This is a genomic window from Pedobacter sp., from assembly GCF_046462515.1.
Classification (GTDB): domain Bacteria; phylum Bacteroidota; class Bacteroidia; order Sphingobacteriales; family Sphingobacteriaceae; genus Pedobacter.
In genome coordinates, this window is the sequence record NZ_JBKGVD010000006.1 from 345,186 (window position 1) to 359,980 (window position 14,795).

General features: G+C 37.0%; 11 protein-coding genes. 7 read left to right on the forward strand and 4 right to left on the reverse strand.

The window, feature by feature from the left end:
• Positions 1-137 precede the first annotated feature (137 nt).
• Entirely contained in the window at positions 138-2,192 is a 2,055-nt protein-coding gene (locus ACLHG9_RS07280) for an OPT family oligopeptide transporter (RefSeq protein WP_410220837.1), read from the reverse strand.
• A 191-nt stretch (positions 2,193-2,383) separates the two neighbouring features.
• Between ACLHG9_RS07280 and ACLHG9_RS07285 the strand changes: the two genes are divergently transcribed.
• The 5 genes from ACLHG9_RS07285 (at position 2,384) to rplT (ending at position 6,166) form a co-directional block, all read left to right on the forward strand.
• A complete protein-coding gene (locus tag ACLHG9_RS07285; protein ID WP_410220838.1) occupies positions 2,384-2,884 on the forward strand; it encodes a D-glycero-alpha-D-manno-heptose-1,7-bisphosphate 7-phosphatase in 501 nt (166 codons plus the stop codon).
• Positions 2,885-3,009: 125 nt separating this feature from the next.
• Positions 3,010-4,935, forward strand: coding sequence for a threonine--tRNA ligase (thrS, locus tag ACLHG9_RS07290; RefSeq protein ID WP_410220839.1), 1,926 nt, complete (start codon positions 3,010-3,012; stop codon positions 4,933-4,935).
• An 11-nt stretch (positions 4,936-4,946) separates the two neighbouring features.
• Positions 4,947-5,519, forward strand: a complete 573-nt coding sequence (infC, locus tag ACLHG9_RS07295) for a translation initiation factor IF-3 (protein ID WP_410220840.1) — start codon at positions 4,947-4,949, stop codon at positions 5,517-5,519.
• Between the two features lie 25 nt (positions 5,520-5,544).
• On the forward strand, positions 5,545-5,745 hold the full coding sequence (gene rpmI / locus ACLHG9_RS07300; RefSeq protein ID WP_243362259.1) for a 50S ribosomal protein L35: 201 nt from the start codon (positions 5,545-5,547) through the stop codon (positions 5,743-5,745).
• A 76-nt stretch (positions 5,746-5,821) separates the two neighbouring features.
• Complete coding sequence (gene rplT / locus ACLHG9_RS07305) at positions 5,822-6,166, forward strand: 50S ribosomal protein L20 (protein ID WP_113661241.1); 345 nt, start codon at positions 5,822-5,824, stop codon at positions 6,164-6,166.
• Between the two features lie 191 nt (positions 6,167-6,357).
• On the opposite strand, the gene ACLHG9_RS07310 is transcribed toward rplT, so the two are convergent.
• The 3 genes from ACLHG9_RS07310 to ACLHG9_RS07320 are packed head-to-tail and all read right to left on the reverse strand — an operon-like array spanning position 6,358 to position 10,200.
• Positions 6,358-7,086: an MIP/aquaporin family protein gene (locus ACLHG9_RS07310; RefSeq protein ID WP_410220841.1), complete on the reverse strand. Its 729-nt coding sequence runs from the start codon at positions 7,084-7,086 to the stop codon at positions 6,358-6,360.
• A 19-nt stretch (positions 7,087-7,105) separates the two neighbouring features.
• Entirely contained in the window at positions 7,106-8,596 is a 1,491-nt protein-coding gene (glpK, locus tag ACLHG9_RS07315) for a glycerol kinase GlpK (protein ID WP_410220842.1), read from the reverse strand.
• 17 nt (positions 8,597-8,613) lie between these two features.
• A complete protein-coding gene (locus ACLHG9_RS07320; protein ID WP_410220843.1) occupies positions 8,614-10,200 on the reverse strand; it encodes a glycerol-3-phosphate dehydrogenase/oxidase in 1,587 nt (528 codons plus the stop codon).
• Between the two features lie 168 nt (positions 10,201-10,368).
• On the opposite strand from ACLHG9_RS07320, the gene ACLHG9_RS07325 reads away from it, so the two are divergent.
• Complete coding sequence (locus ACLHG9_RS07325) at positions 10,369-11,130, forward strand: DeoR/GlpR family DNA-binding transcription regulator (RefSeq protein ID WP_410220844.1); 762 nt, start codon at positions 10,369-10,371, stop codon at positions 11,128-11,130.
• A gap of 358 nt (positions 11,131-11,488) precedes the next feature.
• Entirely contained in the window at positions 11,489-14,788 is a 3,300-nt protein-coding gene (locus ACLHG9_RS07330) for a SusC/RagA family TonB-linked outer membrane protein (protein WP_410220845.1), read from the forward strand.
• The last annotated feature ends 7 nt before the right edge of the window (positions 14,789-14,795 follow it).

Genomic DNA, 14,795 nt, shown 5'->3' on the forward strand with positions numbered 1-14,795 from the left:
GCGGAGCAAATTGATTTAAAGATACCAGAATAAACCCAGCATCACAGTTATGTATAGGTGTAGCATTTATAACAATAAAAAAGGCACAGTATAATTACTGTACCTTTTGAATGTTTAGTATATAATAGCCTATATATTTATAACTCTTCCTGTTTTTTCATGCTAATCCTGTACAAGACAAAAGCCATGAACAGAAAGAAGAGAACACCCAGCAACTGGTAACCGTTATCTCCCAAAGTTTGAGTAAGGATAGTTTCTGTATTTACCTTACCTAAATTATCGTTTACAGAAGGAATAACGGTTAAAATAGCCACTATAACTCCTGCAATAGCACCTCCCGCCACTAGACCCGTGGCAAATAAATTACCAGGCGCAATTTCTTCTTCTTCGGCAGATTTGTTTTTTTTCTTCTCTCTCCAGTTTACAATTCCCTTAACAGCACCACCGGCAAAAATAGGAAGTGTAGTAGATAAAGGGAGGTAGGCACCAACAGCAAATGACAAAGCGTTAATGCCACAAAGTTCTATAGTAATAGCAATAAAAACACCGACCAATACATATTGCCAGTCTAAGTTAAAAGAAAGCATGCCTTTAATTAAAGTAGCCATTAAAGTAGCTTGTGGGGCAGCATATTTTTCTGTGCCTATAGCGTGAGTAATGCCCTGGTTAAGCATTTCAGTAGTAGGGGTGTCTAAAATCCTTACCGTTACGCCAATTACAATGGAAGAAACAATGGCTCCAATAAACAAAGCCAACTGCTGATATTTAGGCGTGGCACCTACAATATACCCGGTTTTTAAATCTTGAGATGTAGCTCCGGCATTGGCAGCAGCAATACAGATCATGCCACCTACAACCAAAGCCATAGGCTCATATATTTTTCCTGTCCATCCAACAGCAATAAATACCAGACAGGTTCCCATAATAGTAGCTATGGTCATACCTGAAATGGGGTTATTGCTCGAACCAATTAAACCTACAATACGACTTGAAACAGTAACGAAGAACGCACCAAAAACAATAACCAAAAGACCAATAATCAGTTTGTTTACAATACTGTCGCCTGGTATCTGAGGTAAAATAGCCATTAAAATGATCAGGGCTAAACTTCCTAAGGCCACTACCTTTAAAGAAAGGTCACGCTCGGTACGTTTAATTGTAGTTTGCTCATTTTTATTTTTAATGGAACCTAAGCTGTCTTTAAATGAAGAAACAATAGTAGGAATGGTTTTTAACAAAGTAATAAAACCACCTGCGGCAACGGCACCCGCGCCAATTTGTTTCACAAAAGCCTGATAAATGGCTCTAGGATAATCTGCAAAAGTATGCGTAACCGGATCCCAGCCACCTACGCCACCCGGTTTAGTGATATCGGCGAGCATACCTAATTTAACCAATTGTTTGGCTGCAATAACAGGATCTATCAAAGTAGCTAATAAAGGGATAATACCCAGCCATGCCAATACGCCACCAGCAACTAATACACCTGCAATTTTAGGGCCTATGATGTAGCCCACGCCTAAATATTCAGGTGTAATCTCACCACTTACTTGTGCCGAAGGCAGGAATTTATTGGCCTGCCTGGTTGCCCATGTTGGCGCCTCAGCTATTAAATGGAAAACTTTTTGCAATAAAGCATAAACTAAAGAAAAGCCCAGACCCCAAAAAGCTGTTTTGGCAAAGCTTCCACCTTTTTCGCCAGCTTCTAATACCGATGCGCAGGCTGTGCCTTCTGGATATGGCAGGTTTTTGTGTTCTTTGACTATGAGCGATTTACGCAAAGGTATCATCATTAAGGTACCTAAAGCCCCTCCTAAAATAGCCAAGATAAGGATAGTCATGTAATTAAAGAAAGCATCGCCCGTACTTTGACCACTTTCACTTACACTTAGAAATAAAAATCCCGGAAGAGTAAAAACTACACCGGCAGCAATGGATTCGCCTGCCGAGCCCGTAGTCTGAATAATGTTATTTTCTAAGATGGTAGTCTTAAAAAAACGTTTACCTAAGGTTATGGCTAAAACAGCAATAGGAATAGAAGCAGAAACTGTTAATCCGGCTTTCAAGGCTAGGTAAACGGTTGCAGCGCCAAAAATAATGCCTGCAATACAACCTAATAAAATAGATTTTATGGTAAACTCAGCCATTTTATGTTCGGCCGGAACAAAAGGTTTAAAATCTTCGGAACTCATTTAAGAAAGGTTTTAGGGAAATAAAATTACAAATATTGAGCAATTATGGAATAGCTAAATGATAACATTCAGTAAATCAGTAACAAAATAAACATCTTGAAATTAGAATTTAGCAATTTATATAGCTAATTAAGGCTAAAAAAAACCGTTTAAATTAAGGTCTAAATAGTACATTTGTGCTTTTGAAGAAAATGACTAACAAAGCTATATTTTTAGATCGCGACGGTGTTTTAAATAAGGAGATCGGCGATTATATCTGTAAAGTTGATGATTTTGAAGTGCTCACTTATCAGATACCCGTACTGAAACGTTTTTTTGATGAGGATTACCTGCTTATTGTTATTACCAATCAAGGCGGGCTGGCGTTAAAAAGATATACAGAAGAAGAACTGGCCATGATGCACCAGATCTTAAAGCAAACTTATGTAAAACAGGGAGCTGATATTACCGCTTTTTATTACTGCAAACACCACCCAACCGTAGGAGGAGAATGTAAATGTCGTAAACCTAAATCGGGGATGATTTTAGATGCTATTGATATGTTTGATATAGACCCGAAGCAGTCTGTAATGATAGGTGATAAACCCCGTGATGTTGAAGCAGCGAATGGGGCAGATGTAAAAGGCATTCTCATAGAGCCTAACCAGCAATTGGATTATGATGAAATCAAGGCTGTTCTAAATCGTAAATAAAACTCATTTGCCTGCAAAATTGGTCTTATAATTAGGAATCTAATTGTTATCTTTGCAAAAAAATAAATCACACACGTAAGTGATTTTGCAAAACAATTTATTCAAACTTTAAATCATAGTTGTAGATGATTAATATTACTTTACCTGACGGCTCGGTACGTCAGTATGAAAAGGGTACAAATGCCCATCAGATTGCCTTATCAATCTCAGAAGGCTTAGCAAGAAATGTATTGGCAGCAGAAGTGAACGGAGAAGTTTGGGATAGTTCACGTCCAATAGAAACCGACTCAGCGGTTAAATTATTGACCTGGAATGACCCACAAGGAAAATCTACTTTTTGGCATTCATCAGCTCACTTAATGGCTGAGGCTTTGGAAGCACTTTATCCGGGCACCAAATTTGGTATTGGCCCGGCTATCGAAACAGGTTTTTATTACGATGTAGATTTTGGCGATCGCGAATTTTCTTCTGATGATTTTAAGCAGATTGAAGATAAAATGCTTGAACTGGCCAAACAAAAAGAGGTTTTTGAGCGTGAAAATGTAAGTAAGGCCGATGCAATAAAGTATTTTACTGAAAAAGGTGATGAATATAAATTAGATCTGATAGATGGTTTACAGGATGGTCAGATTACTTTCTATACACAAGGAAATTTTACTGATCTGTGCCGTGGGCCACATATTCCTAATACGGGTTTTATCAAAGCTATAAAGTTGATGAACGTTGCTGGAGCTTACTGGCGTGGCGATGAAACCAAAAAACAATTAACCCGTATTTATGGTGTTACTTTCCCTAAAGCCAGTGAGCTTACTGAATATCTTCATATGATTGAAGAGGCTAAGAAGCGTGATCACCGTAAATTAGGTAAAGAACTGGAGCTATTTACTTTTTCTGAAAAAGTAGGTATGGGTTTACCGATGTGGTTACCTAAAGGAACTGCTTTGCGTGAGCGTTTGGTGCAATTTTTAACTAAAGCCCAGCAAAGAACAGGTTACGAACAAGTAATTACACCACATATTGGCCACAAAAACTTATACATTACTTCTGGTCATTATGAGAAATATGGTAAAGACAGTTTTCAACCCATAAAAACACCGCAAGAAGGAGAGGAATTCCTTTTAAAACCAATGAATTGTCCGCACCATTGCGAATTGTATAAATTTAAACCGCGTTCATATAAAGACCTACCGGTTCGTTTTGCCGAATTTGGCACTGTATATCGTTATGAACAAAGTGGTGAGCTGCATGGTTTAACCCGTGTACGTGGCTTTACTCAAGACGATGCGCATTTATTCTGCCGCCCTGATCAGGTAAAGGAAGAATTTAAGAAAGTAATAGATCTTGTACTGCATGTTTTCGGTGCTCTGGGATTTACAGAATATGTTGCACAGATTTCATTAAGAGATCCTGAAAACAAATCGAAATACATCGGTTCTGATGAGAACTGGAGATTGGCAGAGCAAGCTATTATCGAATCAGCAGAAGAGAAGGGCTTACCTACAGTAGTGGAGTATGGCGAAGCAGCGTTTTACGGCCCTAAATTAGATTTTATGGTTCGTGATGCACTGGGTAGAAAATGGCAGCTGGGAACTATTCAGGTTGACTATAATTTACCTGAACGTTTTGAACTTGAATATACTGGCAGCGATAATCAAAAACACAGGCCTGTAATGATACACAGAGCACCTTTTGGTTCTATGGAACGCTTTGTTGCTGTACTGATAGAACATTGTGCAGGTAATTTCCCATTATGGTTGTCTCCTGAACAATATATTATTCTTCCTATCTCAGAAAAATATGAAGAATATGCAAAAAAAGTTTCAGAAGAGCTAAATAATTCCGATATTCGCGGTCTGATTGACTTCCGTGATGAGAAAATTGGAAGAAAAATCAGAGATGCTGAAGTTAAAAAACTACCTTATATGTTAATTATAGGGGAAAAAGAGATGGAAGAAGGTAAGGTTTCGGTTCGTAAACATGGCGAAGGAGATTTAGGTTCAATGACTTTAGCAGAATTTAGCACATTAATTAATAAAGAAGTAACCGTTTAACAATTAAGCATTTGGCATTAGGAAGACCAGGATTTAATAGGGGGCCGCGAGCACCTTTTAAAAAGAAAGAAGCAGAACATAGAATTAATGAGTTTATAACGGCTCAGGAAGTTAGGCTAGCTGGAGATAATGTAGAGCAGGGTATTTATCCTTTGTCAAAAGCATTGGCAATTGCTGATGAGCTTGAATTGGATTTGGTTGAGATTTCTCCAAATGCCAATCCACCGGTTTGCCGTATCATGGATTATAGTAAATTCTTGTACGAGCAAAAGAAAAAGCAAAAGGAAATTAAGGCCAACGCTAAACAGACTGTTATTAAGGAAATTCGTTTCGGACCTAATACAAACGAACATGATTTCCAGTTTAAATTAAAGCATGCCATTAGCTTCTTAGAGAATGGCGAAAAAGTTAGGGCTTACGTACACTTTAAAGGTAGAGCTATTGTTTACAAAGAACAGGGTGAGATTTTATTGTTAAAGTTTGCTCAAGCTTTAGAAGAATACGGTAAGGTAGAGTTGTTGCCGAAATTAGAAGGTAAGCGTATGTTCTTAACCGTAGCACCAAAAACAACAGCAAAAAAATAGTAAACTATATAAATTAAAACAGGTTATGCCAAAAATGAAAACCAATTCCAGTGCCAAAAAGCGTTTTTCGCTTACTGGAACAGGTAAAATTGCAAGAAAGAACGCCTACAAAAGCCACATCTTAACTAAGAAAAGCACTAAACGTAAGCGTAACTTAGGCCAGACTAGTCTGGTAAATGATGCAGATATGGGCAACGTTAAACGTATGCTTTGCATCGGTAAGTAATCAATTTTTTAACCAGATACTCGGTAAATCAAGTTTGCTTTAAACAGCAACACCGCTTATCAAAAAACAACACATTATGCCTCGTTCGGTAAACGTAGTAGCTGCAAGACGCAGAAGAAAAAAAGTCCTAAATATGGCCAAAGGCTATTGGGGCTCAAGAAGTAAAGTTTTTACGATTGCTAAAAACACGGTTGAAAAAGGTTTGCAATATGCATACCGTGACCGTAAAGCTAAAAAAAGAGAGTTTCGTGCATTATGGATCCAGCGTATTAACGCAGGGGCTCGTGAGCACGGTATTTCTTACTCGCAATTAATTGGTAAGTTAGCTGCTAAAAACATCGGTTTAAACCGTAAAGTTTTAGCTGATTTGGCCATGAATAACAAGGAAGCTTTCAAAGCTGTAATTGACGCGGTAAAATAAGGGGAAGAAATTTCTAACAAAAAAGGGAGCAAAATGCTCCCTTTTTTGTTTTTGTAATTTTTTAATAAATTATAATCTTAATGCTATTTTAGATCTGAACCAAATTCTTTTAAAAGATCGATACTGAGACCAGTTCAGGATGACGGAGAAAGATTTTTTTCTATCTAGTAAACTATTTTGTTAAGTAGGGATTAACTTAATATTAAATACAATATTGAAGCCAAACTAGCTCCTATAATGGGTCCTAATACCGGAACCCAAGCATATCCCCAATCTGTTTTAGCTTTATCTTTAATGGGTACAATTGCATATATAATACGAGGACCTAAATCTCTTGCTGGGTTCATGGCATAACCGGTTGTGCCTCCTAATGCCAGGCCTAATACCCAAACTAAAAAAGCTACGGGTATTGCACCTATTGATCCCAAGCCGATAGGGGTTTTGGAATCCTCTAACTGTGCATTAGTAAAATAAAAGATAACAAAGAGCAGTACAAATGTGGCCAAAATCTCTGAAAACAGATTTGAGGTTAGGTTTCTTATAGCAGGAGCTGTGGCAAAAGGAGCTGCTTTTAAATTTTTATCAGTGGTTGTATTAAAGTGATCTTTATAGAATAGCCAGACCAGTAAAGAACCCGTCATGGCACCTCCCAATTGGGAAAGTGCATATAAAGGTACTTTGGCCCATTCAAATTTATGTGCAATGGCCAGTGCTATACTAACAGCGGGGTTTAAGTGAGCTCCACTATAAGGACCCGCTACTACCACACCTGTAAATACCGCTAAAGCCCATGCTGTTGTAATTACAATCCAGCCGCTATTGTTACCTTTTGTGCCATTTAAAACAACATTAGCTACAACACCGCCACCTAATAAAATCATCAGGGCAGTGCCAATAAATTCGGCAGTAAGTTCGTTCATAGTTTATTTTGGTTAAGTTTTATTCTTCTGTATTGGCTATGGCTGCTTTAACAGCTCTTTTCCATCCTTTAACATGTTGAGTATGGTCTATGGTAGTATCAGCATTAAAAGTTTGATTTACCTGCCACTGTTTTTTGATCTGTTCAATATCTTTCCAGAATCCTGTTGCCAGTCCGGCCAGATATGCTGCCCCTGTGGCGGTTACCTCAGTTACTTTTGGCCTGATTACTTTTTTCTGTAAAAGGTCTGCCTGGAACTGCATCAATGTATTATTAGCGGTGGCACCACCATCTACACGCAACTCTGTAATGTCAATATCTGCGTCAGATTGCATAGCATTAATTACATCCATGGTCTGAAAGGCAATGCTTTCAAGTGCAGCTCTGGCTATATGAGCTTTATTGGCACCCCGGGTAAGACCTGTTATTGTGCCTCTGGCATATTGGTTCCAATAAGGTGCTCCTAAACCTGCAAAAGCCGGCACGATATAAACACCTTGTGTATCCTTAACTTTCATTGCCAGTTCTTCAACTTCAGATGATTTATGTATGATACCTAATTCATCGCGTAGCCATTGTACAATAGCCCCGCCAATAAATATGCTCCCTTCAAGTGCATAGATCACTTCATTGTTAATTTTCCAGGCAATAGTGGTTAAAAGGTTGTTTTTTGATATTTTTGGAGTTGTTCCAATATTCATTAACATAAAGCATCCCGTTCCATAAGTGTTTTTTACCATCCCTGTGCTGGTACACATTTGGCCAAAAAGAGCCGCTTGTTGATCGCCGGCTATACCTGCAATACGGATTTTAGCTGCTAAGATATTTCCTGATGTTTCCCCATATATCTCACTCGAAGATTTTACTTCAGGTAAAATTGATCTGGGAATATCGAAAATATTGAGTAATTCATCATCCCATGTTAAAGTATGGATATTATATAGCATGGTTCTCGATGCATTGGTAATATCTGTGACATGTTCTTTTCCCCCTGTTAAGTTCCATACCAGCCAGCTGTCTATGGTACCAAAAGCCAACTCATTTTTTTCTGCAAGATCACGTGCTCCGTCAACGTTATTTAGAATCCAGTTAATTTTGGTAGCAGAAAAATAGGAATCAATAATAAGTCCGGTCTTTTCCTGTATTTTTTGAGTAAGTCCCAATGCTTTTTTTTCATCACAATAGGTTGAGGTACGTCTGTCTTGCCATACTATAGCATTGTATATAGGCCTGCCTGTTTTTTTATTCCATACAACAGTAGTTTCGCGTTGGTTGGTTATGCCTATTGAGTTAATCTCAGTAGCATTGATACGAACTTTAGCCAATGCTTCTGTAGCTACGGCCAATTGGGTAGACCATATTTCATTGGCATCATGTTCTACCCATCCTGCATGAGGGTAAATTTGCTTAAATTCTTTTTGGGCAATGGATATGATATCGCCATTAACATCAAAAATAATAGCTCTGGAGCTGGTGGTTCCCTGATCTAATGCTAAAATGTATTTATCCATAATTCTTATATGAAGGTTTAGTTGGCAACGGCCAATTGCTCGTTTTTTGAATGATAAATATAACCGTTAGCTAAATTTATAAATAAATTGATCTGGTTTCTCTCCCAATTTGTATCAAAACCCATTTCTTTTGCCATAAGACCTGCTACTTGAGGCGCCATTTCCATTGCTGCTCTAGCATCTACAAAAAGCATTCTCAAGCGTCGGCTCAGAATATCTTCTACGGTTTCAGCCATTTCATTGCGGGTACACCAAATGATTTCTGCTGCCGTATGTGGAAAATCGGTATGGAGTTTACTGCCTAACTTAGGATTTTCTTGTATTAAGGCCTCAATATATTTTCTGTCACTACCGTAGGTATTAAGATAGCTGTTGTCAGTTAAATTTATATTGCCATGAATAGCTAAATGATCTGTTTGCGATCTGATATTGCCTAGGTTGGCATGTTTCATGGCTAGGTCAACCGTTTCTTCGGCCATACGTCTGTAAGTGGTCCACTTGCCGCCGGTAATGGTAATCAATCCTTTTGCAGATACCATTAATTTATGATCTCTGCTGATTTCTTTAGTACTGTTGCTGTTAGGATCGGTAGGGGCGGCTAAGGGGCGTAAACCTGAAAATACGCTTAAAATATCTTTCTCTGCAGGTGCTTTGGTAAAATAAGCGGCGGCAGTATTTAAAATAAAATCAGTTTCTTCTTTTAAAGCTCTTGGCTCAAGGCTATGCTCATTTAAAGGCGTATCTGTAGTGCCAACTAATAAATGTTCATGCCAAGGAACAGCAAAAAGTACCCTGCCATCTGTAGTCTTAGGAATCATTAATGCTGAATCACTTTTCAGAAATTCATTTTTCAATACAATATGAACACCCTGACTCGGTCTTACCATGGGTTTAGCCTTAGGGTTATTCATTTGTAGGATATCGTCTACAAATACACCGGTAGCGTTAATGACCACTTTAGCAGAGAGTTTAAATGTTTCTCCTGTAATTATGTCCTGTACCTCTACACCTTTAACCTCTTCATTCTGATTAATGAGGTTTATAACTTTCATGTAGTTGATTAAGGTTGCACCTTTTTCCTTGGCTGTTTGGGCTAAATTTATAGCTAATCTAGAATCATCAAATTTACCATCAAAATAGCTAATACCACCTTTTAAACCCTGTTGTTTAATACCCGCCATTCTATTTAAGGTTTCTGTTTTTGATAAAAACTTTGAAGAACCGAAGCTGTACCTTCCAGCCAGCCAATCATACATTTTTAATCCTGTAAGGTATTTGATTACATCAAACCAACTATAGCATGGAATGATGAATTCTTCTTTCTTAACTAAATGAGAAGCATTTTTTTCTAATAAACCTCTTTCTTTTAATGCATGCTTTACCAATCCTATATCGCCTTGAGCTAAGTATCTTACACCTCCATGTACAAGTTTTGTGCTTCTGCTCGAAGTGCCTTTTGCAAAATCGGCCTGCTCCACTAATAAGGTTTTTAAACCTCGGCTGGCTGCGTCTACAGCAGTACCCAAACCTGTAGCTCCTCCACCTATAATTATAATATCCCAGTTTGATTGATCAGCTAATATATATGAGTGTATTCTTTGCATTTCAAAATGTAATATGTAATAAAACGAAACAATAAACAAGTATAAGTAATCAAAAACATAAATAATAAAAATAACATGAAAAAAATAAAAAAAATGAAAGACAGATGTTTTTTTAGAGGTTATTTTACTAATTTGCATACTGACTTTGTCTACTTAAACCAAATAAACATGACTTTAGCTGAACGCCATCAGTTTATTATAAACAAGATACAAAAAGATCAATACATCAATGTTATTGAGCTTTGTAAAGACTTAAAGGTCTCTTCTGTTACTATAAGAAAAGATCTTAAGCTGTTGGAAGATAAGAATTTACTTTTTAGGACGCATGGTGGTGCTACCTTAAATAATCCCTATGCTGTTGACAGGCCGGTTAATGAAAAGGAAAAGATACAGTCTTCTGAAAAAAATAAAATAGGCGTGGCGGCTACTAAACTGATTAAGGCTAATGATTCTATTGTTATTGCATCAGGAACTACTTTGCTTTATTTTGTGAAAAATATTCCTTCGGGTTTGAATCTTACAGCAGTTTCATCTTCTTTAAATATTTCTTTGGAGCTAATGCGTTATCCTGATGTAGAAGTTATCCAGTTGGGCGGTTTACTTAGAAAAAGTTCGTCTTCTGTTTTAGGGGCTTATGCTGAACAGGTTTTGCAAGATTTTTATTTTAATACTTTGTTTTTAGGTGTGGATGGCATTGATTTGGAACATGGTTTAACTACAACAAATGCTATGGAAGCACATTTAAATAGAAAAATGATTGATGTTTCGCAGAAGGTTGTAGTTTTAGCTGATTCTACCAAATTTGGTAAACGTGGTTTTGGTAAAATATGTGGATTTGAAGACGTGGATCATATCATAACTGATAAAGGTGTTTCTGAGCAGATTATCAACCATTTAGAAAGTATGGGGGTTACAGTAACCCTAGTGTAATCTATTACTAATCTTCTTTAGTTAACTCTCTTAGTTTCTTCTTTTTTCTAATCGAAATATTCTGTTTCGGTATTGAGAGTTTGGGAATTTTATTTTGACGTTTATTTTCTTTTCTGAAATTTTTTTTTCAAAAAAGAACATAATTTTTTTGAATAGTAAAAACTAATATTTAGTTTCATATTGTTTTTTTATAGATATTGCGAAACATTTAGTAATTAAAAACCAAATAAATAATAATTGCGAAAGGTTTCATATCGTTAATTGTGTGTTAACATGAATTTAACATATGTGACCTAAATTTGCGTTTCAGTTAGCTGAAGCGTGTTTTGCTTTAAAAACTAACCGAATAAATTAAATTATGATCAAAACATTTACAAAGCGAAGATTGATTTCAGAAGTTTTGGAAAATCAGGATGTGGTAAGCAAGCCTTTGCATCCGGTATTTCGAAACACAAAGAAAGTAATTTCCGGGTTTGCCTTCTGCGGGAAACTGCTGGCTGCCGGAGTATTGATTGGCCAGCTGGCTAATCCGGTTAAGGTTGTTGCTCAAACTCCGGCTCAAAAAATTGTTGTGAAAGGAACTGTGGTGGATGGAGCTGATAATCTGGGAATCCCTGGCGTAAGTATAGTTGACCAAAACAAAAAAGTTTTAGGTATTACAGATGGTAAAGGCGATTTTTCTATCACAATTGGTAAGGGAACGCCGGTTAGTTTCTCTATGATAGGATTTGGAGCTGTTACCAAAACCTTTAATGCCGATCAGACAGGGGTAGTTATTAAAATGGCCTCATCATCGCATGATCTTGATGCTGTAGTGGTTACCGCATTAGGTATTAAGCGTGAAGAAAAGGCTTTGGGTTATTCTGTTGGAAAAATAAATAACGAAGATCTTACTAATGCTGTTTCCAATAACTGGACCAATGCTTTAACTGGTAAGGTGGCAGGTTTAAACTTGGTTAAATCAGGTGGAGGTCCTGCAGGTACTAATAAGATTATTCTACGTGGTGAAAATGCACTGATGGGATCAAGCGAAGCTTTAGTTGTAGTAGATGGAGTGGTAACCAGTGGAAGTACAGGTCGTTCTACGGGTACAGGAAGTAGTGCTTATCTGTCGGCAGATTCTCCTGCCGATTTTGGTAATGGTCTATCGGATATTAATCCAGATGATATTGAAAGTGTATCGGTACTGAAAGGTCCTGCTGCTACAGCTTTGTATGGAGCTAGAGGTGGTAATGGTGCAGTAATCATCACAACAAAATCTGGGTCTAAAAGAAAAGGAATTGGTATTACTTTGAATTCCAACTCGTCTTTTGAAACTATAAATAGATGGCCTGACTATCAATATGAATATGGTCAGGGTGATCAAGGTCAAGATTTATATTACTCCTATCTTGCTACAGCTGATGGCGCAAGTACGAGAAGCACCAGCTCTGCATGGGGTCCAAAATTTGATGGTCAGTCATATTTTCAATATGATCCCGTTACCAGAACAACCAGCGCAACCCGTTTACCTTGGGTAGCCTATCCAGATAATAGGAAAGACTTTTTTCAAACAGCAAATACCTTTTTGAATAGTATTTCTTTTGATGGGGGTAGTGATAAAACTACAGCGCGTCTTTCGGTAACCAATCTTCAAAATAAATGGATTATACCGAATACAGGTTTTAATAGAAATACAGTTGCTTTGTCGCTTAATAACAAAATCAGTGACAAATTAACTATGGCTAGCAAGATCAATTATACTAATAAATATACAGATAACTTACCATCAACAGGTTACAATAACCAAAGTATCATGTATTTTATTCGAGGAATGACACCTAATATGAACTTAGATTGGTTTAAAGACTATTGGGCTCCCGGTAAGGAAGGCATTGAGCAGACGAGACCATTTAGTAGCTTATTAGATAATCCTTATCTGATCGCTAATGAAATGTTAAATAAGTCTAACCGTAACCAGGTAACCGGAAATGTGAGTGTAACCTATAGCTTTCTCAAAAACTTAAGCCTGATGTTAAGAACGGCAGTTGATTTATCTTATGAAGCACGTTCGCAACAACGTCCGTTTGGAACTAATAAATATGTTTACGGGATGTACAGAACTCAAAATATCTATAATCAGGAGGTTACCAGCGATTTCTTGTTAAAGTATGATAACAAATTCTTAAATAAATTTGAATATACAGTAACAGTAGGAGGTAGCAGATTAACCAATCGTTATATGAAAGATGAGATGAGAGCAGACCAATTGTTATATCCTAATGTATATACCTTTGCTAACTCAAAAAATCAAGTAATAGCTCTTCCATATCGCAGCGCATACAAAATGAATGGTTTATATGCGCTAGGATCACTAAACTATGATAATTTCTTGTATTTGGATTTAACAGCGAGAAATGATTGGACAAGTATTCTTGCGAGCCAGAAATCATTGGATAACGTAGATTTCTTTTACCCTTCGGTATCGTTAAGTGCTATATTATCAAGTAAATTAAAGCTTCCTTCGCAAATATCTTATTTAAAAGTTCGTCTATCATATGCAAGTGTAGGTAGTGGTTCTACTACACCTTACTTAACTCAGTACGCTTACGATCCAACTTTGTTCCCAAGCAGCTTGGCAAATCCATCTTCAATTGCTAATGAAGACCTTAAACCATTAAGAACAGAAAGTAGAGAAGCTGGTATCGATTTGAGATTATTTAAAAGTCGTTTGAATTTTGATTTTACAGTTTATCAGAATAATACCTATAACCAAATTATTACCAGCCCCATAGATAAATCTACAGGTTATTCAAGCGTAATTATCAATGCTGGTGAAATTCAGAATAAAGGTCTAGAATTACAGGTTAATACAAAGCCATTAGTGTCTAAAAAAGGCTTGAACATGGATATATTCGGTTCATTTTCTATTAATAGAAATAAGGTAGTTTCGTTGGCTGATAGTATCAGTACCTATGTAATGTCAAGTGGACCGCGTGGTACTGTAGAAGCAAGACCAGGTGGTAGTATGGGGGATTTGTATGGTTTAGGTTATGAAAGATCTCCAGATGGACAAATTGTTTATAGCGGAGGTTATGCGGTATTAGGATTGAACAGTAAACTAATAGGTAATACTACAGCGCCTTATAAAGCAGGTATTGGAGCAAATTTTGCTTTTAAACGCTTTAAATTAAATATTTTATTTGATGGACAATTTGGTGGGGTTGGTTATTCCCTAACTCATGCTGTTCTAGCTGAAGAAGGTAAATTAGCTAAAACTGTTCCAGGTCGTTACAATGGCATTATTGGTCAGGGTGTAATTAAAAATGCTGATGGTACCTATTCAACTAATACAGTAGTTGCGCCAAATGTTGCCAATTACTACAAATCACATTTTAATAGAGATAATGTAGAATCTAATACATTTAGCACAGATTATATAAAATTTAGAGAAGCTAGATTAGATTATAATTTTACGCCAAAAATGCTCGCAAAACTGGGTTTACAAAAAGCCTCTGTCGGAATATATGGTCGTGATTTGTTCGTATTTACTAATTGGCCGGTATTTGATCCAGAGTTTGGCACGATAGGCTCTAATGGGGATATAGCTGCTGGTTTTGAAACCGGTCAGTTTCCTTCAACAAGAACATTCGGAATAAACTTAACGGTAGGTTTTTAATAACTAA

Bases quoted from the DNA above. Each gene is read 5' to 3' on its own strand.
- glpK (WP_410220842.1), bottom strand. From the start codon at position 8,596: ATGGATAAATACATTTTAGCATTAGATCAGGGAACCACCAGCTCCAGA.
- ACLHG9_RS07325 (WP_410220844.1), top strand. From the start codon at position 10,369: ATGACTTTAGCTGAACGCCATCAGTTTATTATAAACAAGATACAAAAA.
- ACLHG9_RS07280 (WP_410220837.1), bottom strand. From the start codon at position 2,192: ATGAGTTCCGAAGATTTTAAACCTTTTGTTCCGGCCGAACATAAAATG.
- ACLHG9_RS07285 (WP_410220838.1), top strand. From the start codon at position 2,384: ATGACTAACAAAGCTATATTTTTAGATCGCGACGGTGTTTTAAATAAG.
- ACLHG9_RS07320 (WP_410220843.1), bottom strand. From the start codon at position 10,200: ATGCAAAGAATACACTCATATATATTAGCTGATCAATCAAACTGGGAT.
- rpmI (WP_243362259.1), top strand. From the start codon at position 5,545: ATGCCAAAAATGAAAACCAATTCCAGTGCCAAAAAGCGTTTTTCGCTT.
- ACLHG9_RS07330 (WP_410220845.1), top strand. From the start codon at position 11,489: ATGATCAAAACATTTACAAAGCGAAGATTGATTTCAGAAGTTTTGGAA.
- ACLHG9_RS07310 (WP_410220841.1), bottom strand. From the start codon at position 7,086: ATGAACGAACTTACTGCCGAATTTATTGGCACTGCCCTGATGATTTTA.
- rplT (WP_113661241.1), top strand. From the start codon at position 5,822: ATGCCTCGTTCGGTAAACGTAGTAGCTGCAAGACGCAGAAGAAAAAAA.
- thrS (WP_410220839.1), top strand. From the start codon at position 3,010: ATGATTAATATTACTTTACCTGACGGCTCGGTACGTCAGTATGAAAAG.